This is a genomic window from Nocardia gamkensis NBRC 108242, from assembly GCF_001612985.1.
In the GTDB taxonomy this organism is placed as follows: Bacteria; Actinomycetota; Actinomycetes; order Mycobacteriales; family Mycobacteriaceae; genus Nocardia; species Nocardia gamkensis.
Genome location: NZ_BDBM01000077.1, coordinates 1 through 22,323, shown reverse-complemented (window position 1 = coordinate 22,323; position 22,323 = coordinate 1). Strand labels below are relative to the sequence as shown.

The following is a 22,323-nucleotide window of genomic DNA, read 5'->3' as shown; positions in this document are numbered from 1 at the left end:
CGGGCGCCGACCTCGGCGCCGGTGTGGGGGCGGGCCTCGAAGGCGCTGTCGGCGCGACGACCGGACTCGGCGCCGGTCTGGAAACCGCCATCGGTGGCGCGGCGGACATCACCACGGGTCTCGGCGCAGGCTTGGAAGGCGCGGTAGGAGGCGCGGCGGACATCAGCACCGGCTTGAACGCGGGCCTCGAGGGTGGTCTCGGCGCGGCGACCGACGTGACCACAGGGCTCGGCGCGGGTCTGGAGGGCGCTGTCGATGCGACCACGGGCCTCGGCGCTGGTCTCAACGGTGCTGTCGATGCGACGACCGGGCTCGGCGCAGGTTTGGAGGGCGCGGTCGGCGGTGCGGCGGATGTCGCCACGGGCCTGGGAGGTGCCGCGAGTGCGGCGACTGATCTGACCGCCGGTTTCGAAAGTGCGGTCGGTGGTGCGGCGGATCTGGCAACCGGTATCGGCGCGGGTCTCGGGGGTGCCGTCGGTGGTTCGACGACCGGTCTGGACGCGGCGCTCGGCGCCGGTGGACAGGCGGGTGCTGGTCTCGGCGGCGCGGTGGATGCGACAACCGGACTCGGCGCGGATTTGGGCGGTGCCGTCGGAGGCGCGGCGAATTTGTCGACCGGTGTGGGTGCGGGTCTCGAGGGCGCTGTCGACGCGGGTGTGGATGCGGCCCTGGGCGCCGGTGGGCAGGCTGGTGCCGGGCTCGGCGCGGGTCTCGGGGGTGCCATCGATGCGACGACCGGGCTCGGCGCAGGTTTGGCGGGCACGGTTGGTGGTGCGGCGGACGTCGCCACGGGTCTGGGCGCTGGCCTCGAAGGTGGCGCGTCGACTGATCTGAACTCCGGTTTCGAAAGCGCGGTCGGTGGTGCCGCGAACCTCCCCACGGGAGTGGGCGCTGGCCTCGAAGGTGGTTTGGGCGCGGCGACCGACGTGACCACAGGGCTCGGCGCGGGTCTGGAGGGTGCCATCGATGCGACGACCGGGCTCGGCGCGGGTCTCGGTGGCGCAATCGGTGGTGCGGCGGATGCCGCCACGGGCCTGGGCGGAGCCGCGGGTGCGGCGACTGACCTGACCGCCGGCTTCGAGAGCACCGTGGGTGGCGCCGCGGACCTCTCCTCCGGTGTGAGTGCGGGTCTCGGGGGCGCTGTCGACGCGGCGACCGGCTCGGGTGCGACCCTCGACGGAGCGGTGGGTGGCGCTGCTGGTGCGGCGACTGATCTGACGGCTGGTCTCGGTGCCGGTGTGGGTGGTGGCCTGCAAGGTGCCGCCGATGCGGCGCTGAATGCGGGCGGCTCGGCTGGTGCCGGTCTCGAGGGCGCTGTGGACGCCGCGAGTGGTCTGACCGCAGGCCTCGGTGCCGCTGGGCAGGCCGGGGCCGGTGCGGGTCTCGAGGGTGCGGTAGACGCGGCCACGGGCTCGGGCGCTGGTTTCCAGAGTGCTGTGGGTGCCGCGGGCGACCTGGCGACGAGTCTCGGCGCCAGTGGGCAGGCCGGTGCCGGCATTTCCACCGGACTGCACGGTGCGGCCGACGCGGGTACGCAGATCGGTTCCGGTCTGGAGACCGGTCTGGGCGGCGCGCTCGGCGCCGCAGGCCAGGCGACGGCCGGGCTCACCGGCGGAATCGACACGGCGGCACAAGGCTCCGGTAATGCGGCCGCCGGACTCGGAAGCAATTTCTCCTCTGCCGTCGGCGGGGCCGGAAACTTGGGAACGCAAGCGACGGCGGGTCTCGAGACCGGGCTCGCGACGGGTCTGGGCGCGGCCGTGAGCACCGGAGCGGAACTCGGTGGCGGACTGGAGAGCTCGCTGAACACCGGCGGGCAGGGCGGCGCGGGCCTGGAAAGCGGGCTCGGCGGGGCGCTCGATGCCGGGGTCCACGGTGCGACCGGACTGGAGACGGGCCTGTCCCCCGGCCTCGGCGGTGGGCTGTCCACCGGCGTGGACAGTGCGGTGCACGCTGGTACCGGCCTGGGAACCGGACTCACCGGCGCCCTCGACGCCGGAGCTCAGGCGGGTGCCGGACTGGGTTCGGGCCTGTCGGCCGGACTCGACGCCGGTGCGCAGGCTGGTGCGGGTCTCGGTTCCAGTCTGTCGGCCGGGCTCGATGCGGGTGCGCATGCGGGCGCTGGGCTGGGCTCCGGCCTCTCGACCGGAATCGACAGCGCGGTCGGCGCAGGCGCGGGCTTGGAGAGCGGCCTGTCGACCGGTCTCGGCGCGGCAGGCCACGCAGGCGCGGGCTTGGAGGGCGGTCTGTCCACTGGTCTCGGCGCTGCGGGCAACGTGGGTGGGGGCCTGTCGAGCGGTCTCGAGGGCGCGTCGAGTGCGGGTGCGCACCTGGGTTCGAGCCTGGATAGCGGCATTGGTTCGCACGCCACATCCGGCCTCTCGACCGGAATCGACAGCGCGGTCGGTGCAGGCGCGGGCTTGGAGAGCGGTCTGTCCACTGGTCTCGGCGCTGCGGGCAACGCGGGCGGGGGCCTGTCGAGCGGTCTGGAAGGCGCGTCGAGTGCCGGTGCGCACGTCGGTTCGAGCCTGGACAGCGGTATCGGCTCGCACGCGTCCTCGGGCCTCGACGCGACGGCTGGTCTCGGCGGTACCGCGCAGTCGGCCGTCGGCGGCGCGGCAGACGCGGGCGCTGGAATGGCGGGTTCGGCGAGTGGCGCGGCGCACGGCGCGGTGGACACCGGTGCGGGTCTCGGCGGCAGTGTCGGCTCGACCGCGCACACCTGGTCCTCGCTGGATGTGTCGAGCGCCTTCGGGTCGGGCCTGGACAGCAGCGGCGACACCGACGCGGGCCTGTTCGGAGAGAGCCACGCGGGCACGGAGTTCAGTGGTTCGGCGGGCGCCGACCTGGGTGGCGATACATTCCTGCACTGACAGTTGCCCGGTAATACGGAAAGAGGTCCATACCGCGATGGGGACGCCCGCGCCGAACGCCACTCCACCGGCGGTACCGCTGCTCTCGGTACTCGGTGAAACCATCGCGGCGGCCCGTGCCGCGGGCCGCAACGATCTGGTCGGCCGCCTGGAAGTGGCGGCCGACCGGGTTCGTGACCCGCGCAGGCGCATCGTCGTCGCCGGACAGCTGGACCAGGGCAAGAGCCGTTTCGTCAACGCGCTCCTGAACCTGGACATCTGCCCGGTGGGCGACGACGCCACCACCACGGTGCCGATGCTGCTCGCGCACGGCGCCGAGCCGCGCGCGGAGCTGGTGCTCGCGGCGCACGGCGATTCCAGCGGCGCGGAGACCAGGGTGGCGGTGCCGATCGCGGAGATCGGCGCGATCGATCAGCGCTCACCGCTCGCGCAGGGGCGCCGGATCGTGCGACTCGAGGTCCAGATACCCAACGCGCTGCTGGCCGACGGGATCGTGCTGATCGAGACCCCGGGTGTCGGCGGACACGGCAACGCCCACGCGGCGGGCGTGCTCGGAATGGTGCCCGCCGCGGACGCGGTGCTGGTGCTGTCGGACGCGTCGACCGAACTCACCGAGCCCGAACTGGCATTCCTGCGGCAGGTGCGGGAGCTGTGCCCGACGGTCGCGCTGTTGCTCACCAAGACCGACCTGTACCCGCATTGGCGGCAGGTGCACGAAGCCGATCTGCACCATCTCGCACGGGCCCGCCTGGACGTGCCGATGATCCCGGTGTCGTCGCTGCTGCGCAGCCACGCGATGCGATTGCAGGACCAGCAGCTCGGCGTCGAATCCGGCTTCGGCGTGCTCTACACGTTTCTGCGCGACCAGGTCGTGGCGCGCGACCAGCTGGCCACCCGGGCCGCCGTGGCCCGCGATATCCGTTCCGCGGCGGAGCATCTCGCGCTGGCGCTGGGTAGCGAGCTGGTCGCGATCCGCGATCCGGCGCAGGGCGCTGCGGCGGTGCGCGAGCTGCAATCCGCCCGCGCCTCGGCCGAGGAACTGCACCGCAGGACCGCCGCATGGCAGCAGACGCTCGCGGATGGCATCACCGACCTGGCCGGGGACGTCGACCACGATCTGCGCGACCGTCTGCGCAACCTCGCCCGCACCACCGAGGAATGGATCGACGAGCACGACCCGGGCAGGCACTGGGACCGCATCGCCGAACACCTCACCGGCACCGTCGACACGGCCCTCGGCGACAACTTGCTGTGGACCCATTCCCGGGCTGTGCAACTCGCCGAGCGCGTCGCCGAACATTTCTCCGAACTCGGCGCCGTCGACCTGCCGGACGTGCGCCCCGGCGCCGGAGCCGACTCCGGCCGCGCCCTCTCCGGCACGCTCGCCGATCTGGAACCCGACATCGGTTTCGGCAGCAAGCTGCTCGTCGGCATGCGCGGCTCCTACGGCGGCGTGCTCATGGTCGGGCTGGCCAGCACCTTCGCCGGACTCGCCATGCTCAACCCGATCTCCATCGGCGCGGGATTGATCGTGGGCGGCAAGGCTTTCCGGGACGACAAGCAGGCCAGGCTGGCCAAGCGGCGCAACGAGGCGAAGGCGGCGGTGCGCCGCTTCGTGGACGACGTGGCGTTCCAGGCCGGCAAGGAGTCGAAGGACCGGCTGCACCGCATCCATCGCGCGTTGCGCGACCACTACGCGGGCGTCGCCGAACGCAGTCTGCGCTCGATCGACGAGTCGCTGCGGGCCGCGCAGGAGGCGGCGTCCATGGTCGCCACCAGCCGCGCCGAACGCGGTGCGCAACTGGAACAGCAGCTGCGCGTAGTCGCGGAACTGCGCCGATACGCCGATGCCATGCAGACCGCACTACCGATGGGACCCGCCGGTACGGTAGCCCCGTGAGACGTGATGGTGGCCCGGTGCCGGGAATCGTCGCCGAGGCCCATCGGCTGGTCGGCGCGGCTCAGGCGGCGCTGGCGGGCGAGCCGCGCCCGCGTGCCCTGCTGGCCGATTGTGCCCGCCGATTGGACCAGCCGTTGCGCGTCGCGCTGGCCGGTTCGATCAAGGCGGGCAAATCCACATTGCTGAATTCCCTTGTCGGACAAGATATCGCGCCCACCGACGCGACCGAGTGCACCAGGGTGGTCACCTGGTATCGGTACGGATCCACGCCCAGCGTGACGGCCTACGCCCCCGATGGCGCCCGCGCGCACGTCGTGGTCCGGCGCGGCAGCGGAACGCACGGGCTGACCTTCGATCTGGACCGGCTCAACTGGAACGCACCGGCCGCGCGCGAGGTCGACCATCTCGAGGTCGAATGGCCCGCCGCCGCGCTCACGCAGACCACGATCATCGACACCCCCGGCACGTCCTCGCTGTCGCGCGAGGTGTCGCGGCGCACCGCGCGTCTGCTGACGCCGGGTGCGGAGGACGAGCGGACCGAGCAGGGCATCGCCATCCCGGGCGCCGACGCCGTCGTGTACCTGCTGCGCAGGCTGGACGCGACGGACGTGCAGTTCCTCGAGCGCGTGGGCGCGGGAACCGCCGCGGCCAACGGCGGGCCGGGGGCGCCCGGTCCGCTCGGCATCGTCGGCGTGGTGTCGCGGGCCGACGAGATCGGGGCGGGCCGGATCGACGCGCTGCACTCGGCACGGGATGTGGCAACGCGTTTCGCCGGGGAGCTGGAACGGACGGGGCTGTGCCAGGCCGTGATCCCGGTCGCCGGGCTGCTCGCGTTCGCCGCGGCGACGCTGCGTCAGCAGGAGTTCGCGGCGTTCGAGACGCTGGCGCGGGTGCCGGTCGACGAACTGAGCGCCGCGTTGCTCTCCGCCGATCGCTTCGCGCGCGCCGACGTGCCGCTCCCGGTGCCGCCGGAGCTGCGTGCGCAGCTCGCCGAGCGGTTCGGGTTGTTCGGCATTCGCATGGCGGTCACGCTGATCCGGCTCGGCGTGCGCGATTCGGCCGCGCTGGCCGAGGAATTGACCAGCCGCAGCGGAGTGGACGAACTGCGCTCGGTGCTCGACGTGCAGTTCGGTCAGCGCGCCGACCAGCTCAAAGCGCATTCCGCGCTCACCGCGCTGGCCCGGGTGCTGACCGCCTACCGTGGCACCCCGGCCGATCGCCTGCTGCCCAGGGTGCGCACCCTGCTCGCGGACGTGCACGGTTTCGCCGAGCTGCGTCTGCTCGGCCGCCTGCGCACCGACGAATTGGCGCTGCCCGCCGACGATCTCGCCGAACTGCATCGCCTCATCGGCGGCTCGGGAATCGCACCCCACCTTCGTCTGGGCCTCCCGTCCGACGCGCCGTTCCCCGCCCAGCGCGCCCAAGCGGTGGCCGCGGTCCGGAAATGGCGCGCCCGGGCGCGCCACCCCCTGGCCGACCAGTTCACCGCCACGGCCTGCCTGACCGCCGCCCGCAGTGCGGAGGGCACCTTGAGCGTGCTGCCGGAATGAGCCGCTGAGCGCCGCCTCCGAAGCGCCGTGACCTGCGGGGACGGGCGCATTCCGCCGCCCGTGGGCGGTGTAGTCGCCGTGGGGCCGGGTATGCGCCTTGGTAGCGAGAGGAGGTAACGATGAGCCAAGAGGACGTCGTACACGAATTGCTCGTCCGCGCGGGCACGGGATATGCCGAGGAAGCGGGTATCACGCTCGATGACAAACCGGCCGCGCTCTTCCAGTTGCTCATGCTTTCCCAACTGCTCAGCACCCGCATTTCCGCCGATATCGCCATCGGGGCCACGCGAGAGCTGATCAGCAGCGGCTACCGGACGCCGCACCGGGTGGCCGACGCGGAGTGGCAGGAACTGGTCGACGCGCTGGGGCGGGCGAACTATCGCCGCTACGACGAGAGCACCGCCACCAGGCTGCACCACAACGCCACGCGCTTGCTCGACCGCTACCAAGGTGACCTGCGGGAACTGGCGAAGAAAGCGGACAACGACCCCGAGCGGGCCGCGGATCTGCTCCAGGAGTTCGACGGCATCGGTCCGACCGGGGCACATATCTTCCTGCGCGAGATCCAGGACATCTGGACCTGGGTCCGGCCGCATTTCGACGAACGGGCCTTGCGCGGCGCCAAGCGCGTGCAGTTGCCGGAGGATCCCGACCGGCTGGCGCGGCTGGCACCGGATCACCACACCGCGGAGCTCGCCGCCGCCTTGGTGCGGGTGACGCTGGACGAGAAGATCGCCGACGAGGTTCTCGCCGCCGCGCCCTGAGCGCGCGTCCTCAGATCAGGGCGGCGCCGGAAGCGCGCGGATCGATCAGGATCTTCGCGTGCCGCTCCGGGTTGCCGAGGGCGGTGAAGGCATCGGCCACGCCGTCGAGCCCGACGGTCCCGGTGATCAGCGGGCCGGGGTCGACCTTGCCATCGGCGAGCATGTGCAAGGTGTCGCGGAACTCGCCGGGGTCGTAGCCGAGCACGAAGCGCAGCTCGATCTCCTTGTTGATGGCCATCGCGGGATGGAAGCGGTCGGTTTCCATGCACACCCCGACCACCACCACGCGTGACAGCGGCGGTGCGGCCGCCAGGATCTGGTCGATGATGCCGGGCACGCCGACGCACTCGAAGATCACCGGCCCGCTCGGCCCCTTGTTCAACGTGTGGGCCAGCCGGAAGACGTACCACCACGGCAGGTTGGGGACCCGCCGCAAGCGGTCCATGGCGTCGAAGCCGAGAGCGAGTATGTCGGTGACGCCGTTGATCCGGCCCTTCCTCGGAGCGGCCGTCCAGGGCGATTCCGCCGCCGGGTCCACCACCACATCGGCGCCGCAGGCGGTGGCGAGTTCCCGCCGGCGTGGCGAGAAGTCGCTGGCGACCACGGTGCGCACCCCCGCGGCCTTCAGCATGCTGATCACCGCGAGGCCGATCGGCCCGCAGCCGATGACGAAGGCCGTCTGCCCCTTCCCGACGCGGCCTCTGCGTACCGCGTGCCAGGCCACCGCCATGGGTTCGGTCAGCGCGGCGTGTTCCGCGGACAAGCCGTTGGGCACCGGCATGGTCATCGATTCCTGGACCACCACCTGCTCGGCGTAGCCGCCCGGCGCCGCGGTCGACAGCCCTACCAGGTGGGGCTGCTCGCCGTGCCGGACGATCGGAAGCGCCACCACCGGTGTCCCGGTCCGCCATCTCCTGCGGCAGTCCGGGCCGTAATCGACGATCGTCCCGCTGAATTCGTGCCCGAGCACCACGCTCTGATCCGAGCGCATGAAGTGCTCGTATCCCGTGGCCACGGCCAAGTCGGACAGTTCGTCGGCGTGGGTGCGGGCATGCAGGTCCGAGCCGCAGATACCGCAGCGCGACACGTCGATCAGCAGTTGACCGGCGCCCGGCCGGGGCGTGGGCAGCTCCGCGACCTCGAACTCGGCGGCGGTGACGACGGCGGCCCTCATGGCGGCTCCTCGGATCGACGGCGCACGGGGGCCGACCCGGCCACCCGCCGTCACCCTACTGCGCGAGGGGGCCCGCCGTGACTGTCCTCGGTGTACGGCGGTGGCAGGGCCTAGCGGGCCGAAGGCAGCGAATGCCTCGGCGACCCTTCTGTGCCACAGGTCACACACTCCGGTGGTCGTCCGGGAATTAATCGCGCGAGCCGCCCGTTGAGCTTTTCGACAAGATTGAGTGTGTATGGCTCAAGTTTCGGTTGACTCCGGAACTCCGGCGAGGCAGGATTGAGCCGACCACGCTCAGTGTTGCTGGGGCCGTGCTCCGTGAGGTGCTAGGGGCGAGGTCTCGCGGCGTCCTTCATCGGACGTCGCAGGGCGGTTTTCGCCCGGCACCGACACACATTGGTACGTCAACTAGGAGGAACCACAATGGCTCGTGCGGTCGGAATCGACCTCGGGACCACGAACTCGGTCGTCGCCGTTCTCGAAGGCGGAGAACCGGTCGTCGTCGCCAACTCGGAAGGATCGCGCACCACCCCGTCGATCGTCGCGTTCGCGAAGAACGGCGAGGTGCTGGTCGGCCAGCCGGCCAAGAACCAGGCCGTCACCAACGTCGACCGCACCATTCGCTCCGTCAAGCGGCACATCGGCACCGACTGGACCGTCGAGATCGATGGCAAGAAGTACACGCCGCAGGAGATCAGCGCGCGCACGCTGATGAAGCTGAAGCGCGACGCGGAGTCCTACCTCGGTGAGGAGATCACCGACGCGGTCATCACCGTGCCCGCCTACTTCGAGGACGCCCAGCGGCAGGCCACGAAGGAAGCAGGCCAGATCGCGGGCCTGAACGTCCTGCGCATCGTCAACGAGCCCACCGCGGCGGCGCTGGCCTACGGCCTGGACAAGGGCGACAAGGAGCAGACCATCCTGGTCTTCGACCTCGGTGGCGGCACCTTCGACGTCTCGCTGCTGGAAATCGGCGAGGGCGTCGTCGAGGTCCGCGCCACCTCCGGCGACAACCACCTCGGTGGTGACGACTGGGACGAGCGGGTCGTGCAGTGGCTGGTCGACAAGTTCAAGGCCAGCTCGGGCATCGACCTGACCAAGGACAAGATGGCCATGCAGCGGCTGCGTGAGGCCGCCGAGAAGGCCAAGATCGAGCTGAGCTCCTCGCAGAGCACCTCGATCAACCTGCCCTACATCACCGTCGACGCGGACAAGAACCCGCTGTTCCTCGACGAGCAGCTGACCCGCGCCGAGTTCCAGAAGATCACCTCGGACCTGCTCGACCGCACCCGCGCGCCGTTCCAGTCCGTGATCAAGGACGCGGGCATCAAGGTGTCCGACATCGACCACGTGGTGCTCGTCGGCGGCTCCACCCGTATGCCCGCCGTCTCCGATCTGGTCAAGGAACTGACCGGCGGCAAGGAGCCCAACAAGGGCGTGAACCCGGACGAGGTCGTCGCCGTCGGCGCCGCCCTGCAGGCCGGTGTGCTCAAGGGTGAGGTCAAGGACGTCCTGCTGCTCGATGTGACCCCGCTGTCGCTGGGCATCGAGACCAAGGGCGGCGTGATGACGAAGCTCATCGAGCGCAACACCACCATCCCCACCAAGCGCTCGGAGACCTTCACCACCGCCGACGACAACCAGCCGTCGGTGCAGATCCAGGTGTTCCAGGGTGAGCGCGAGATCGCCTCGCACAACAAGCTGCTCGGCTCCTTCGAGCTGACCGGCATCCCGCCCGCCCCGCGCGGCGTGCCGCAGATCGAGGTCACCTTCGACATCGACGCCAACGGCATCGTGCACGTCACCGCGAAGGACAAGGGCACCGGCAAGGAGAACACGATCAAGATCCAGGACGGCTCCGGCTTGTCCAAGGAGGAGATCGACCGGATGGTCAAGGACGCCGAGGCGCACGCTGCCGAGGACAAGGCCCGCCGCGAGGAGGCCGAGACCCGCAACCAGGCCGAGTCGCTGGTGCACCAGACCGAGAAGTTCATCAAGGAGAACGAGGACAAGGTCCCCGCGGACGTCAAGTCCAAGGTCGAGGCGGCCATCGCCGAGGCGAACGAGGCCCTCAAGGGCACCGACATCGCGGCGGTCAAGGCGGCCGTCGAGAAGCTGGCGACCGAGTCGCAGGCCCTCGGCCAGGCCATCTACGAGGCCTCCGCCGCGGACGCCGCGGCGCAGGGCAACGGCGCGCCGAGCAGCGCGCAGGACGATGACCAGGTCGTGGATGCCGAGGTCGTGGACGAGCCGGTCGACACGGAGAAGAAGTGACCGAGGGCAACTCTGAGAAGGAGCCGATCACCTTCGTCGACAACCGGAAGATCGATCCGGAGACCGGTGAGATCAGGCAGCCGGCCGCGGACAACGGCGCCGCGGCCGCGCAGGCCCCGGAGACGGGCAACGGTGCGGAGAACGGCAACGGCGGCGACGCGCTGGCCGACGCCATCAGCGGTGAGCTCGCCGAGCGCACCGCCGACCTGCAGCGGCTGACCGCGGAGTACGCCAACTACCGGCGCCGGGTCGAGCGCGATCGCAAGGCCACGATCGATTCCGCCAAGGCGTCGGTGGTGACCGAACTGCTCGGTGTGCTCGACGATCTCGATCGCGCGCGGGCGCACGGCGACCTCGATTCCGGTCCGCTGAAGTCGGTGGCCGACAAGCTGTCGACCGCGCTGCACAAGCAGGGTCTCGAGGAGTTCGGTTCGGAGGGTGAGCCCTTCGATCCGACCTTGCACGAGGCCGTGCAGCACGAGGGCTCCGGCCACGATCCGGTGATCGGCATTGTGATGCGCAAAGGCTATCGCTTCGGCGATAGGGTGCTTCGGCACGCGCTCGTCGGGGTAACCGACGGCGTGGCCGATCTGACGGAAAACGCCGAACAGCCGACCGAAGAGGCATCGGATGATGATGCCGGCGCGAACGATCAATGATGCGAGAGGAGGAGATGCTCGGTGAGCCAACGGGAGTGGATCGAAAAGGACTTCTACAAGGAGCTGGGTGTTTCCTCCAGCGCCTCGCAGGACGAGATCAAGAAGGCCTATCGCAAGCTCGCGCGTGACTTGCATCCGGACGCCAACCCCGGTGACAACAAAGCCGAGGAGCGGTTCAAGACCGTCAGCGAGGCGCACGCGGTGCTGTCGGATCCGGCCAAGCGCAAGGAGTACGACGACACTCGCAAGCTCTTCGCGGGTGGCGGCTACGGTCGCGGTGGGTTCGGATCCGCTGCGGGGGGCGGCTTCTCGCAGGAGTTCAACATCGGGGACATCTTCGGCGGCGGCGGCGCCGGCGACGGTGGCCTCGGTGACCTGCTCGGCGGTCTGTTCAACCGGGGCGGCGGCACGCGGACGTCAGCGAGCCGCCCCCGGCGCGGCTCCGACGTGGAGACCGAGACGACGCTCGGTTTCCGGGAGGCGGCCCAGGGTGTCACGGTTCCACTGCGGATGACCAGCCCGTCGCCGTGCACCACGTGTCACGGCAGCGGCGCGAAGCCGGGCACGAGCCCGCGGGTCTGCCCGATCTGCAACGGAACCGGCGTCGTCAGCCGCAATCAGGGCGCGTTCGGCTTCAGCGAGCCGTGCGACGAGTGCCGGGGCAGCGGATCGATCATCGACGATCCGTGCGTCGACTGCCACGGCAGCGGCATCCAGAACCGCACGCGCACGATCACGGTGCGGATTCCTCCTGGAGTCGGTGACGGGCAACGGATCCGGCTGGCCGGTCAAGGCGAGGCGGGACTGCGCGGGGCGCCTTCGGGCGACCTCTATGTCACCGTCCACGTCAGCCAGGACAAGGTCTTCGGCCGCAACGGCGACGACCTGACCCTGGTGCTGCCGGTCAGTTACAGTGAATTGGTGCTCGGCACCACGGTTTCGGTGCCCACCCTGGAAGGCCGGGTCGGCGTCAAGGTGCCTCCGGGTACCGCCGACGGCCGCACCCTGCGGGTACGCGGCCGTGGTGTGCCCAAGCGCGGCGGCGGCGCGGGTGACCTGCTGGTGACGGTGAAGGTCGCGGTCCCGCAGAAGCTGGACCGCGAGGCCGTCGAGGCGCTCGAGCGCTACCAGGAGGCGGAGCGAGCCGGTGGCTTCGATCCACGTGCGGGATGGGCAGGTGCGTAATGTCCTCGGAACCGAAGAACGCGTCCGGCGGGTCGCGGGCCGAGTTCTTCATGATCTCGGTGGCGGCCCAGCTGGCCGGCATGCACGCGCAGACACTGCGCACGTATGACCGTCTGGGACTGGTCACGCCGCAACGTACTTCGGGCGGCGGTCGGCGCTACTCGGCCCGGGACGTGGAGCTGCTGCGCGAGGTGCAGCGGTTGTCCCAGGACGAGGGCGTCAACCTCGCGGGCATCAAGCGCATCATCGAGCTGACCAATCAGGTGGAGGAGCTGCGGCAGCAGGTGGCGGAACTGTCGGCCGAGCTGGAGCGAACGCGGGCCGGATACCGTCCCGACCTCGCCCCGCAACGCAGTACCGCGCTGGTGGTCTGGCAGCCACGGCACCGTCGCGAGGACGGTCAGCGCAGACGATAACCGGCACGACGACGGCCCCGGCCTCGATCGCACATCGCGATCGGAGGCCGGGGCCTTCGTCGTTTAACCGCCGCTGCCGCCGATAATTTGCTGAGAGTAAACCAGAACATGTTCGACGGAAGTCGTGCGGCGGAGTTCATTTCGTTGTCGAATCAACTGGACATTTCTACCATAGATATGTTTACGGAACCGGTGCTGTTTGCCCGGTTCAGTCCTCGTTCGAGGGTCTCCATGTTGCCCCGATGTCGCTAGAACAGACCAATCGGGACGAAATCGACCAAGTGCCACTTACCTTTTCGCTGTGCATATGACCGATTTCGCGTCAGATCTACGGTCTTGCAGTCGGTTTCTCTGGCGTGTCTCGCTGAATATCCTGGTTTCGACGAAATTACACGCGTGATGTTCCTTCGAAAGATTCCGTTGCTGGCAAACCTCGCCTACACTCCTTTCCGTCGGCTGCTGTCGAGTGGCCCCGCAGCACCTCACTCGCCGGCAAGGTTCGTGAACGAGTGCGAAATGGGGTTGTGACATCAATGGATTCACGCGCTGTCGCTTTGATCAGAACAACTTTCAAGGCGGTTGCTGCGGAGGATGGGGGGCCGGAGAAACTGGCGAGATCGTTCTACGCGATCTTGTTCACCGACTACCCGCACGTCCGCGATTTCTTTCCCGCCGCGATGGACTCCCAGCGCGATCGCCTGGTCAAGGCGATTTCCTACGCGCTGGACCGGTTGGAAGAGCCCGACAAGCTACTGCCCTTCCTGGCCCAACTCGGTAGGGATCACCGCAAATACGGCGTGCAGCCCGCGCACTACGCCGCCGTGTCCACCGCGCTGAAGACCGCCGTCAAGGTGTTCGCAGGGACCGAGATGTGGACCGACGAGGTCGACCGGGCCTGGGACGAGGGCCTGAAGATCATCGCCGACACCATGATCGGCGCGGCGGAGAAGGAGACCACACCGTCGGCGTGGACCGGCACGGTGATCGAGCGCCGCGAAGTACTACGCAATCTCGTCGTCGTCCGGCTGCAACTGGACCAGCCGATGCGCTACGCCGCGGGTCAGTATCTGAGCGTGCAGATCCCCTCGCGGCCGCGCATGTGGCGCTATCTCTCGCCCGCCGTGCCCGCGAACACCAACGGTGAGATCGAGTTCCACGTCCGCAGTGTGCTGGGCGGCTGGGTCAGCTCGGCCATCGTCGGCCAGACCGTCGTCGGCGACCAGTGGCTGCTGGGCTCACCGCTCGGCGGCCTCGGCGTTCCGCGCAACACCAAACGCAAGATGCTGATGGTCGGCTGCGGCACCGGAATCGCGCCGCTGCGCGCCCAGCTGATGTCGATGGCGATGCGGCGGACCAATCCGAAGGTGCATCTGTTCGTCGGCGGGCACCACCCGTGCGACCTCTACGACCTGGAGACGTTGAGCAAGCTGGCGATGGCCAACCGCTGGCTCACCGTCACGCCGGTGAGCGAACACGACGAAAACCCCTGGTGGTACGCGGAACCCGAGGAGCCGCGCACCACTTGGCCCGGCCTGGAACCCCGCGTGACCGGCCAGATCGGCAAGGTCGTCGCGAGCTTCGGCGCCTGGTCCGACCGCGATGTTCAGATCGTCGGTTCACCGTCGATGGTGCAGACCACCAAGTTCCGCCTCATGGCAGCGGGAACCCTGGCGAAAAACATCCGCCACGACCCGCTGTACTGAATTGATTGCCAGCGCCTGCGGCGCTGGGTGTTCGCGGCCCCTTCTTGGCTCGCGTCCGAGCGGCCACCGCTTGCTCCTTCGTCGCCTACGCGGCGGCCACTCGGACGCGAGCCGGGCCGCGAACGGCGCATGCTCGGTCTCGCTTCGCTCGAAACCGGGAGTTGAGGTGCGCTGGGCGCGTGCGGTGGTGATGGCACGACTTGAAGTTCTGCCGTTGCGGCGCCTCGGAACTGGTGCTTGGACGTCCTCGCGGTGTGTCCTTGCGAATGGCCCAGCGACAGGTCAGAGGCCCTCGAATTGGATGCGCTCCGGGGGTGTTCCGGTTTCCAGGAGGCGGTCGACCGTGGTCTGGACCATGGCGGGGGAGCCGCAGACCAGCACTTGGTGCTCGCGGAAGGCGCCGTGGGAGCCGAGGACTTCGGCGAGTGTGCCGTAGAGCAGGTCGTCGGGTGAGAAGCCGATGTCGACCCGGGACTGCTCGTACCACTCGTCGACCCAGTGCGGGTCCTCCAGGCTTTCCACCACGGGGATCACGGTGAGCCAGGGCAATTCGGCGGCCAGCAGGAAGAGCATGTCCGAGGCGTACAGGTCACGGGGGGAGCGCCCGCCGACGAAGAGGTAAGTCGGTGGCGGGGAAGGTTTGCGCGCCAGTTCCAGGATTTGGGCGCGCATCGGCGCCAATCCCGTGCCGCCGGCGATCATGACCACCTCGTCGCCGTCCGGGTCGACCCAGAATCCGCCTGCCGGAGCGCCGATTCGCCACTCGTCGCCCGGCTGCGTGTCGGCGACGATGGCGGCGCTGCACCAGCCGCCCGGCACCGTGCGCACGTGGAACTCCAGCTTGCCGTCCAGGGAGGGCGGCAGCGCGGGGGAGAACCTGCGGCGCACGCCGGGGTGCTGCGGAACTCGCACCTCGACCGATTGCCCGGCGGCGAACGGCACGAACTCGCCGATCAGGCGGATCACCGCGAGATCGTGCCGGAGCCGATGATGGCCGACCACGGTCGAGGTCCACTCCGGCGCTTCATGACCGTTACCGAGCATGCTCGGATCCCCCAACGGGGCCTCCTTCGTTACACAGGGTCGCAGCTGATGTTCTGCTCCGGCGTGCCGACCGCGATGAGCGCGCGCTGGGTATCCGCGATCATCCGGGCCGATCCGGCGATCTGGATCTGGCGGTCCGCCCACGCGCCGAAGCTCGCGACGACGGCGCCCAGATTACCGATCAGGCGCCGGTGCATGCCGTACGGTGCGTCCTGCGGCGGATGCGGGTACCACCACGGATTGGTCTTCTGCTCGCACACCGGCACGATGGTCAGCCACGGATTGCTCTGCGAGAGCTGCCACATGTTCTCCACGTCGTACAGATCGCAGGGATAGCGGCCCCCGATGAAGAAGTGCACGCGCGGATTGATGCCGCGCTGGCCCATCTCGATCAGCTGGGCGCGCAGCGGCGCGATGCCGGTGCCCGCGCCGATCATGAGCACGTCGCGGCCGCTGTCCCGGTCGACGTGCAGTCCGCCGAGCGGGCCCGCGATCCGCCAGCGGTCGCCGACCCTGGTCTCGTTGACGATCGCGGGGCTCACCCAGCCGCCGCGGATCTTGCGCACGTGGAACTCGATCTCGCCGTACGGGTTGGACGGGATGGCCGGGGAGAAATAGCGCCACATCTTCGGCCGCTGCGGGATCGTGACCGGCACGTACTGTCCGGCCTGATACGGCACCGGCCCGTCCGATTGCAGCCGCACGATGGCCAGGTCCTCCAGCACGCGGCGATGACCCACCACGGTCGCCTCCCACACCGGCTGCGACTTGTCGGAGTTGGCGCCGATGGCCATGGACGCGGAGATCAGGATGGTGATGTCGCGCCAGCCCTCCTCCAGGCTCCGGTTCCAGGCCGCGCCGTTGTAGGCGCGGAACGCCGCGAGCAGCGCACGGCCCGCCACGTCGTAGTGCGCGGCCTCGACGCCGTACTTGCGATGGTCGCGGGCGAGTTGCTCCAGGAATTTCTGTGCCCGGTCCCAGTCCTCCAGGTGATCGAGCACGTACTGGATGGCCGTGGCGATGCGCTTGGCCTGCATCTCCATGGCGGGCGGGAACAATTCGCGCAGCCGGGGATTCTCGGCGAACAAATGTCCGTAGAACGCACTGACCAACCGCTCGGGTCCATTCGGTGACTCGATCACCGAACGAAAATTGGCGCGGACCAGCGCAGCCGAACGCGCATCCACGACGTGGAGCTTCCTTTCCCTCAGTTCTGCCCGGGGACATACCCGTTACCGGCGGTCTCCCGCCGACAAGTATCCCCGAAAATGCCGTGGTCGTGTGGGTATAGGCATACCTTCGCCTTCGCTCCGGCCGGGCACTGGCTGGAGACGAACTACCTCCGGCCGGAACCGTCGGTGCCGTAAGACCCGGCCAAACGGTAATCGGTGGGCAAACGGCGGACGTTGCTGACCCTTCGGTAACCGGAGCCACGGACGGACGGCGCCGCGGCTTCGCGGCCTGTCCCCGCCGAGCAGACGCCGGTCACGACCCGGCGCCGGCCCGAACCGCGGGCACGACCTGCTCGGTATAACGACGGATCTGCTCGACCGGTTCCCCCTCGGTTGGCCAGAAGACGAATCCGTCAATCCGCTGGTCACGGTGCAGAACCAGGAGATCGTCGACCCACCGCGCGGCCGGACCCTCGAGGAATCCGCGGTCGGTTCCGTCCGCGGTGATGGTCCCGGACACGTTCAACACCCGCCGCACCGCCAGCGGGTCCCGGTCCGCCGCGGCGGCGGCGTCATCGATCCGCCTGCCCGCGTCGGCGAGGAACTCCGGCGGCGCCCACGCGGCCGACGGCACCCAGCCGTCGGCGGCGCGTCCGGTGAGCTCGAGCATGCGCGGGCCCCGCGCGCCGAGCCAGATGCCGGGATCGTGCCGAGGACGGGGACCGGGATGCGCCCCCGCGAGGGAGTAGAAGGATCCGGGCACCCGGACCGATCGCTCGTCGCTCCACAGGGCGCGGATGACCGCGATCGCCTCGCCGAGGGCGCGCACCGCTTCGCCACCGGTTCTGCGCGGTCCGCCCATCCCGGCCACAGCGTCCCAGAACGCGCCCGCGCCGAGGCCGAGCTGGATCCGGCCGTCGCTGATGATGTCGAGCGAGGCCACCGATTTCGCGAGCAGCGCGGGGTGGCGCAGCGGCAGGTTCGCCACGTCCGGGAAGAAGGTGATCCGCTCGGTCCGCGCGACCAGAGCGGTGATCAGGGTCCAGGTGTCCAGGAAACGGCGCTGGTAGGGGTGGTCCTGGATGCCGATCAGGTCGAGCCCGGATACGTCGGCGTACACACTCAGCTCGGCGAGCCTGCGGAAGTCCTCGGCCTCCGGGATCAGGAACAGGCCGAATTGGGGCACTCGGGTGTTCAGCGCACACCTCCGGGGTCTCGCGGGAGGCCGGCCCAGCGGGCCGGTACGGCTCAGATGGCCAGCACGGTCTTGCCGCGTGCGCCGGGCGCTCCGATGACCGCGGGTCCCTCCGCGAGCGGGACGGTGGCGTCGATCGGCACGACCACGTCACCCGCGGCGACGCGCTGGATCAGTCTGGCCAGCTCCGGCGCTTTGCCTTGGGATTCGATGTTGCCGCCCTTGATCGACCGCGCGCGCAACGCGTCCTCGTCGGCGGCGAAGGTGGTGGAGTAGACCGTGCCGCCGTCGCGGACCAGCGTGGTCAGTTCTGCGAGCGCCTCGGGCGGGCTCACCAGGTCGAACAGCACGTCGATGCCGTCCGGATGCGCGGCGGCGACCTGGTCGCGCACCGGGGCGGCGGTGTAGTCCACCGTCTCGGCCGCGCCCAGCCGGGTCATCTGATCGGCGGAATCGCCGCGCGCCGTCGCGATGACGTGCGCGCCCGCGATATTGGCCAGTTGCACCAGGAAGGAGCCGACGCCGCCGGTCGCGCCCACGATCAGCACGGTCTGGCCGGGTTTGATGTGCGTGGCGTCCACGAGATCCTGCGCGGTGACTCCGGCGGTCGGCAGCGCGGCGGCCGCGACGGTCGGCACTCCGGGCGGGATGGGCACCAGCGTGCCGCCCTCCGGGAGCACCGCGTACTCGGCGAAGCTGCCGTGGCCCACCGGCGGTGTGAGGAACTTGCCGACCACCCGGTCCCCGACGGCGAAGCGGCTGACGCCCGCGCCGATCGTGGCGACGGTGCCCGCCCCGTCCACCCCGAGGATCATCGGGAAGTCGTGGGGCAGTCTGCCGTCCAGGATTCCGGAGGCCACTTTCCGGTCGAAGGGGTTCACCCCGGCCGCCTGGAGTTGGACCCGCACGGCTCCGGGTCCGGGCTCGGGCATCGGCATCTCGGCCAGTTCCGGCGTCGCTCCGAACTTCCGTACCACGATCGCGCGCATCCATTCGCTCCTTGATTCGGGGTGAAGAGTGATGCAACAAGTGACGGCCGAGGTCATCGTAGGCATCCGAACCCCGCCGACGTGCGGAATCACCGCATCGGCGGCGTCGGCGAGGCGTCGCTTTCGCCGGTGTCGGGGCGTAGCGTTCGATCCGATCCCCGGTGACGGGCGGGCGCGCCGGAAAAATTAAAACTTGAGCGGAACAGACTCAACCTTTCCGACGTTGGACGGTAAGGAACGGCGGCGAGCCGGTAGACGAGCGGGCGAGACGAAGCGAGGGCTTCGGTCGCACCGGATCGTGCTCGGCGTCGTGCGAATCGACTAGTAGGAAGGTGACTCGTGGACTCGTTCAATCCCACCACCAAGACTCAGGCGGCGCTCACCGCCGCCCTGCAGGCGGCCTCCGCCGCGGGCAACCCGGAGATCCGTCCGGCGCACTTGCTGGTGGCGTTGCTGGACCAGACCGACGGCATCGCCGCGCCCTTGCTGAAGGCCGTCGGAACGGATCCGGCGACCGTTCGACGCGAGGCACAAGACCTGGTGGACCGGCTGCCGCGGGCGACCGGCGCCACCACCACACCGCCGCTGGGCCGCGAGGCGCTCGCCGCGATCACCGCGGCGCAGCGCCTGGCCACCGAACTCGGTGACGAGTACGTCTCCACCGAGCACGTGATGGTCGGTCTCGCCGCGGGCGACTCCGATGTGACCATGCTGCTCACCAAGTACGGCGCCACCGCCGACGCGTTGCGTTCGGCGTTCACCGCGGTCCGCGGCAGCGCCCGGGTGACCAGCCCTGATCCGGAAGGTAGCTACCAAGCGCTGGAGAAGTACTCCACCGATCTCACCGAAGCCGCCCGCTCCGGCAAACTCGACCCGGTGATCGGCCGGGACACCGAGATCCGCCGGGTGGTGCAGGTCTTGAGCAGGCGCACCAAGAACAACCCGGTGCTGATCGGCGAGCCGGGCGTCGGCAAGACGGCGATCGTCGAGGGCCTGGCCCAGCGCATCGTGGCGGGCGATGTCCCGGAGTCGCTGCGCGGCAAGTCCGTGGTGGCGCTCGATCTCGGCGCGATGGTCGCGGGCGCGAAGTATCGCGGCGAATTCGAGGAGCGGCTCAAGGCCGTGCTGGAGGACATCAAGAACAGCGCGGGCCAGATCATCACGTTCATCGATGAGCTGCACACCATCGTCGGCGCGGGCGCGACCGGCGAATCGGCGATGGACGCGGGCAACATGATCAAGCCGATGCTGGCTCGCGGCGAGTTGCGCCTGGTCGGCGCGACGACGCTGGACGAATACCGCAAGCACATCGAGAAGGACGCGGCCCTGGAGCGGCGCTTCCAGCAGGTGCTGGTCGGGGAGCCGTCGGTGGAGGACACCATCGGCATCCTGCGCGGCATCAAGGATCGCTACGAAGTGCACCACGGTGTGCGCATCACCGACTCCGCGCTGGTCGCCGCCGCCACGCTGTCGGACCGCTACATCACCTCCCGGTTCCTGCCGGACAAGGCGATCGACCTGGTCGACGAGTCGGCCTCGCGGTTGCGCATGGAGATCGACTCCCGCCCGGTGGAGATCGATGAGGTGGAGCGCGCGGTGCGCAGGCTGGAGATCGAAGAGGTCGCCCTCGCCAAGGAGACCGACGAGGCATCCAAGCAGCGGCTGGAGAAACTGCGCGCCGAACTCGCCGACGACCGGGAGAAGCTCAACCAGCTGACCACTCGCTGGCAGAACGAGAAGAACGCGATCGACCAGGTGCGTTCGCTCAAGGAGGAACTCGAAGCGCTGCGCGGCGAATCCGAGCGCGCCGAGCGCGACGGCGACCTGGGCAAGGCGGCCGAACTGCGCTACGGCCGGATCCCGGCGCTGGAGAAGCAGCTCGACGAAGCCGAGAAGACCTCCGCCACAGCCGGAGACGGCGAGGTCATGCTCAAGGAGGAGGTCGGCCCGGACGACATCGCCGAGGTGGTGTCGTCGTGGACCGGAATCCCGGTGGGCCGGATGCTGGAAGGGGAGACGCAGAAACTGCTGCGCATGGAGGAGGAGCTGGGCCGCCGCGTGGTCGGTCAGACCGAGGCGGTGCAGGCGGTGTCCGACGCGGTGCGCCGGGCCCGCGCGGGTGTCGCCGATCCGAACCGCCCGACCGGCTCGTTCATGTTCATCGGCCCGACCGGCGTCGGTAAGACCGAGCTGGCGAAGTCGTTGGCGGACTTCCTGTTCGACGACGAGCGCGCCATGGTCCGCATCGACATGAGCGAGTACAGCGAGAAGCACTCGGTGGCCCGGCTGGTCGGCGCCCCGCCCGGCTACGTCGGTTACGACCAGGGCGGTCAGCTCACCGAGGCGGTGCGGCGCAGGCCCTACACGGTGGTGCTGTTCGACGAGATCGAGAAGGCGCACCCGGACGTGTTCGACATCCTGCTCCAGGTGCTCGACGAGGGCAGGCTCACCGACGGCCAGGGCCGCACGGTGGACTTCCGCAACACCATCCTCATCCTGACCTCGAACCTGGGCGCGGGCGGTGATCGCGAGTTCGTCATGAACGCGGTGCGTTCGGCCTTCAAGCCGGAATTCCTCAACCGCCTCGACGACGTGGTGATGTTCCACGCGCTCGACGAGGAGCAGCTCGAGCACATCGTCGACATCCAGCTCGACCAGCTGCAGAAACGGCTGGCGCAGCGCAGGCTGAAGCTGGAGGTCAGCGATTCGGCCCGATTCTGGCTCGCCGTGCGCGGCTACGACCCCGCCTACGGCGCGCGTCCGCTGCGCAGGCTGATCCAGCAGGCCATCGGCGACGCACTGGCCAAGGAACTGCTCGCGGGCGAGGTCACCGACGGTGACAGCGTCAAGGTGAGCGTCAGCCCCGACGGGGACGGTCTGATCGTGGGACGGTGAGCGAACGGGCCTCGCTCCGGGCAGCGCTCGGGGCGAGGCCCGTTCGATGACCACTGCGCAACTCGATTCGCGCACAGCATGTTTCATCGACTCGGCAGGGTGGCGACACCGGCCGGAGTAGATCGACGGCCGCCTCGCGTGCGAGGGATCGGGCTCCGGCATGGGTCTTCCGGAGGGCACACCGGTGCAGCGGGTGCGGGCGCGAGTGCGCGAACAAAGCTTACGCTGGAACGCATGACCAACCCGAACGATCCCTGGGGGCAGCGGCCGGAGGATGCGCCGACCGAACACCTGGGTCCGCCGGGCAAGTCCGGATACGGGGACCCCGCGCACACCACGGAGTACCTCGAGGCGTACGGCACCGCCGCGCCGTCGGAATATCCCCCGACGGAGCATTACGGAGCGTGGGGGCCGCCGGGCACCAACGCGACGCGCGAGTTCCCCGCCTACGACGCCCAGTGGGCCGCCTATCCGGACAGCGGCGGCGATCGGTGGCCGGGCCCGGCGGGGCCGCCCGGTGGCGCGATGCC

General features: G+C 69.6%; 16 protein-coding genes and 1 pseudogene. 11 read left to right on the top strand and 6 right to left on the bottom strand.

Translation table 11 applies throughout. From position 1 onward, the window contains the following. Window positions 1-1,634: hypothetical protein (locus NG1_RS33260; RefSeq protein WP_157114388.1), on the bottom strand; the 1,634-nt coding region annotated here is incomplete at its 3' end. A 126-nt stretch (window positions 1,635-1,760) separates the two neighbouring features. Between NG1_RS33260 and NG1_RS37250 the strand changes: the two genes are divergently transcribed. The 4 genes from NG1_RS37250 (at window position 1,761) to NG1_RS33240 (ending at window position 7,087) form a co-directional block, all read left to right on the top strand. Then, window positions 1,761-2,873, top strand: coding sequence for a hypothetical protein (locus NG1_RS37250; protein WP_157114387.1), 1,113 nt, complete (start codon window positions 1,761-1,763; stop codon window positions 2,871-2,873). A gap of 37 nt (window positions 2,874-2,910) precedes the next feature. Next, on the top strand, window positions 2,911-4,773 hold the full coding sequence (locus NG1_RS33250) for a dynamin family protein (protein WP_062977597.1): 1,863 nt from the start codon (window positions 2,911-2,913) through the stop codon (window positions 4,771-4,773). Then, window positions 4,770-6,323, top strand: coding sequence for a dynamin family protein (locus NG1_RS33245; RefSeq protein WP_245660156.1), 1,554 nt, complete (start codon window positions 4,770-4,772; stop codon window positions 6,321-6,323). The genes NG1_RS33250 and NG1_RS33245 overlap by 4 nt, the downstream gene beginning before the upstream one ends. Window positions 6,324-6,442: 119 nt before the next feature. Further along, window positions 6,443-7,087 carry an HhH-GDP family DNA glycosylase gene (locus tag NG1_RS33240; protein ID WP_062977595.1) on the top strand — a complete coding sequence of 215 codons (645 nt, stop codon included), beginning with the start codon at window positions 6,443-6,445 and terminating at the stop codon, window positions 7,085-7,087. Window positions 7,088-7,097: 10 nt separating this feature from the next. On the opposite strand, the gene NG1_RS33235 is transcribed toward NG1_RS33240, so the two are convergent. Then, the gene (locus NG1_RS33235; RefSeq protein WP_062977593.1) at window positions 7,098-8,261 is read right to left on the bottom strand and encodes a zinc-binding dehydrogenase; all 1,164 of its coding nucleotides are present in this window, start codon (window positions 8,259-8,261) and stop codon (window positions 7,098-7,100) included. A 423-nt stretch (window positions 8,262-8,684) separates the two neighbouring features. Here NG1_RS33235 and dnaK point away from each other — a divergent pair, with 423 nt between their 5' ends. The 5 genes from dnaK (at window position 8,685) to NG1_RS33210 (ending at window position 14,498) form a co-directional block, all read left to right on the top strand. Next, entirely contained in the window at window positions 8,685-10,535 is a 1,851-nt protein-coding gene (dnaK, locus tag NG1_RS33230; protein WP_062977591.1) for a molecular chaperone DnaK, read from the top strand. Further along, window positions 10,532-11,194 (top strand): nucleotide exchange factor GrpE, encoded by a 663-nt coding sequence (gene grpE / locus NG1_RS33225; protein ID WP_062977589.1) that lies wholly within the window; start codon window positions 10,532-10,534, stop codon window positions 11,192-11,194. Before dnaK ends, grpE begins: the two co-directional genes overlap by 4 nt. A gap of 21 nt (window positions 11,195-11,215) precedes the next feature. Next, complete coding sequence (gene dnaJ, locus NG1_RS33220; protein ID WP_062977588.1) at window positions 11,216-12,379, top strand: molecular chaperone DnaJ; 1,164 nt, start codon at window positions 11,216-11,218, stop codon at window positions 12,377-12,379. Continuing rightward, window positions 12,379-12,795 carry a heat shock protein transcriptional repressor HspR gene (locus tag NG1_RS33215; protein WP_040870761.1) on the top strand — a complete coding sequence of 139 codons (417 nt, stop codon included), beginning with the start codon at window positions 12,379-12,381 and terminating at the stop codon, window positions 12,793-12,795. Before dnaJ ends, NG1_RS33215 begins: the two co-directional genes overlap by 1 nt. 533 nt (window positions 12,796-13,328) lie before the next feature. After that, window positions 13,329-14,498 (top strand): globin domain-containing protein, encoded by a 1,170-nt coding sequence (locus NG1_RS33210; protein WP_062977586.1) that lies wholly within the window; start codon window positions 13,329-13,331, stop codon window positions 14,496-14,498. Window positions 14,499-14,780: 282 nt separating this feature from the next. Here NG1_RS33210 and NG1_RS33205 read toward each other — a convergent pair whose 3' ends face one another. The 4 genes from NG1_RS33205 to NG1_RS33190 all read right to left on the bottom strand — a co-directional run bounded on the left by NG1_RS33205 (window position 14,781) and on the right by NG1_RS33190 (window position 18,898). Further along, window positions 14,781-15,542 (bottom strand): FAD-binding oxidoreductase, encoded by a 762-nt coding sequence (locus NG1_RS33205; RefSeq protein ID WP_040870758.1) that lies wholly within the window; start codon window positions 15,540-15,542, stop codon window positions 14,781-14,783. Between the two features lie 29 nt (window positions 15,543-15,571). Continuing rightward, on the bottom strand, window positions 15,572-16,729 hold the full coding sequence (locus NG1_RS33200) for a globin domain-containing protein (protein ID WP_040870757.1): 1,158 nt from the start codon (window positions 16,727-16,729) through the stop codon (window positions 15,572-15,574). 298 nt (window positions 16,730-17,027) lie between these two features. After that, window positions 17,028-17,900 carry an LLM class flavin-dependent oxidoreductase gene (locus tag NG1_RS33195; protein ID WP_157114386.1) on the bottom strand — a complete coding sequence of 291 codons (873 nt, stop codon included), beginning with the start codon at window positions 17,898-17,900 and terminating at the stop codon, window positions 17,028-17,030. A 62-nt stretch (window positions 17,901-17,962) separates the two neighbouring features. Further along, window positions 17,963-18,898: an NADP-dependent oxidoreductase gene (locus NG1_RS33190; RefSeq protein WP_062977582.1), complete on the bottom strand. Its 936-nt coding sequence runs from the start codon at window positions 18,896-18,898 to the stop codon at window positions 17,963-17,965. A 339-nt stretch (window positions 18,899-19,237) separates the two neighbouring features. Here NG1_RS33190 and clpB point away from each other — a divergent pair, with 339 nt between their 5' ends. Both clpB and NG1_RS33180 read left to right on the top strand, forming a co-directional pair. Then, window positions 19,238-21,793, top strand: coding sequence for an ATP-dependent chaperone ClpB (gene clpB / locus NG1_RS33185; protein WP_062977580.1), 2,556 nt, complete (start codon window positions 19,238-19,240; stop codon window positions 21,791-21,793). A 234-nt stretch (window positions 21,794-22,027) separates the two neighbouring features. Then, window positions 22,028-22,323: pseudogene (locus tag NG1_RS33180) on the top strand (DUF5666 domain-containing protein); the annotation flags it as partial.

What these genes read in the sequence shown, in the direction of transcription:
- NG1_RS33190 (WP_062977582.1), bottom strand. Translation starts at nt 18,898, where the DNA reads ATGCGCGCGATCGTGGTACGGAAGTTCGGAGCGACGCCGGAACTGGCC.
- NG1_RS33240 (WP_062977595.1), top strand. Translation starts at nt 6,443, where the DNA reads ATGAGCCAAGAGGACGTCGTACACGAATTGCTCGTCCGCGCGGGCACG.
- NG1_RS33215 (WP_040870761.1), top strand. Translation starts at nt 12,379, where the DNA reads ATGTCCTCGGAACCGAAGAACGCGTCCGGCGGGTCGCGGGCCGAGTTC.
- NG1_RS33205 (WP_040870758.1), bottom strand. Translation starts at nt 15,542, where the DNA reads ATGCTCGGTAACGGTCATGAAGCGCCGGAGTGGACCTCGACCGTGGTC.
- NG1_RS33250 (WP_062977597.1), top strand. Translation starts at nt 2,911, where the DNA reads ATGGGGACGCCCGCGCCGAACGCCACTCCACCGGCGGTACCGCTGCTC.
- NG1_RS33235 (WP_062977593.1), bottom strand. Translation starts at nt 8,261, where the DNA reads ATGAGGGCCGCCGTCGTCACCGCCGCCGAGTTCGAGGTCGCGGAGCTG.
- dnaK (WP_062977591.1), top strand. Translation starts at nt 8,685, where the DNA reads ATGGCTCGTGCGGTCGGAATCGACCTCGGGACCACGAACTCGGTCGTC.
- NG1_RS33210 (WP_062977586.1), top strand. Translation starts at nt 13,329, where the DNA reads ATGGATTCACGCGCTGTCGCTTTGATCAGAACAACTTTCAAGGCGGTT.